The organism is Gracilibacillus lacisalsi DSM 19029 (assembly GCF_000377765.1).
Classification (GTDB): Bacteria; Bacillota; Bacilli; order Bacillales; family Amphibacillaceae; genus Gracilibacillus; species Gracilibacillus lacisalsi.
The window spans coordinates 1-1,336 of the sequence record NZ_KB898704.1; the positions used below are offsets into that span (position 1 = coordinate 1).

The 1,336-nt window shown below is 54.6% G+C and carries 1 rRNA gene; it reads right to left on the reverse strand.

Annotated features, from left to right (window positions below):
• Positions 1 to 2: 2 nt before the first annotated feature.
• A 23S ribosomal RNA gene (locus D569_RS0122180) occupies positions 3 to 1,336 on the reverse strand; the annotation flags it as partial.

A 1,336-nucleotide genomic window follows, 5' to 3' on the forward strand; every position in this document is an offset into this window, starting at 1 on the left:
GTATAGTTAAGTCCTCGATCGATTAGTATTCGTCAGCTGCACATGTCACCATGCTTCCACCTCGAACCTATCTACCTCATCGTCTCTGAGGGATCTTACTCTATCGAATAGATGGGAAGTCTCATCTTGAGGGGGGCTTCATGCTTAGATGCTTTCAGCACTTATCCCTGCCACACGTAGCTACCCAGCGATGCTCCTGGCGGAACAACTGGTGCACCAGCGGTGTGTCCATCCCGGTCCTCTCGTACTAAGGACAGCTCCTCTCAAACTTCCAACGCCCACGACGGATAGGGACCGAACTGTCTCACGACGTTCTGAACCCAGCTCGCGTACCGCTTTAATGGGCGAACAGCCCAACCCTTGGGACCGACTACAGCCCCAGGATGCGATGAGCCGACATCGAGGTGCCAAACCTCCCCGTCGATGTGGACTCTTGGGGGAGATAAGCCTGTTATCCCCGGGGTAGCTTTTATCCGTTGAGCGACGGCCCTTCCATTCGGTACCGCCGGATCACTAAGCCCGACTTTCGTCCCTGCTCGACTTGTAGGTCTCGCAGTCAAGCTCCCTTCTGCCTTTACACTCTGCGAATGATTTCCAACCATTCTGAGGGAACCTTTGGGCGCCTCCGTTACATTTTGGGAGGCGACCGCCCCAGTCAAACTGCCCACCTGACACTGTCTCCGAACCGGATCACGGTTCTGGGTTAGAAGGTCAATACAGCCAGGGTGGTATCCCACCGGCGCCTCCACGTAAGCTAGCGCTCACGCATCTCAGGCTCCCACCTATCCTGTACAAGCTGTACCAACATTCAATATCAGGCTACAGTAAAGCTCCACGGGGTCTTTCCGTCCTGTCGCGGGTAATGTGCATCTTCACACATAGTATAATTTCACCGGGTCTCTCGTTGAGACAGTGCCCAAGTCGTTGCACCTTTCGTGCGGGTCGGAACTTACCCGACAAGGAATTTCGCTACCTTAGGACCGTTATAGTTACGGCCGCCGTTTACTGGGGCTTCGGTTCAACGCTTCGCAGAAGCTAACGCATCCCCTTAACCTTCCAGCACCGGGCAGGTGTCAGCCCCTATACTTCGCCTTTCGGCTTCGCAGAGACCTGTGTTTTTGCTAAACAGTCGCTTGGGCCTTTTCACTGCGGCTTCTCGCAAAAGAAGCACCCCTTCTCCCGAAGTTACGGGGTCATTTTGCCGAGTTCCTTAACGAGAGTTCTCCCGATCACCTTAGGATTCTCTCCTCGCCTACCTGTGTCGGTTTGCGGTACGGGCACCCGTTTCCTTGCTAGAGGCTTTTCTTGGCAGCGTGAAATCCGGAACTTCGGTACT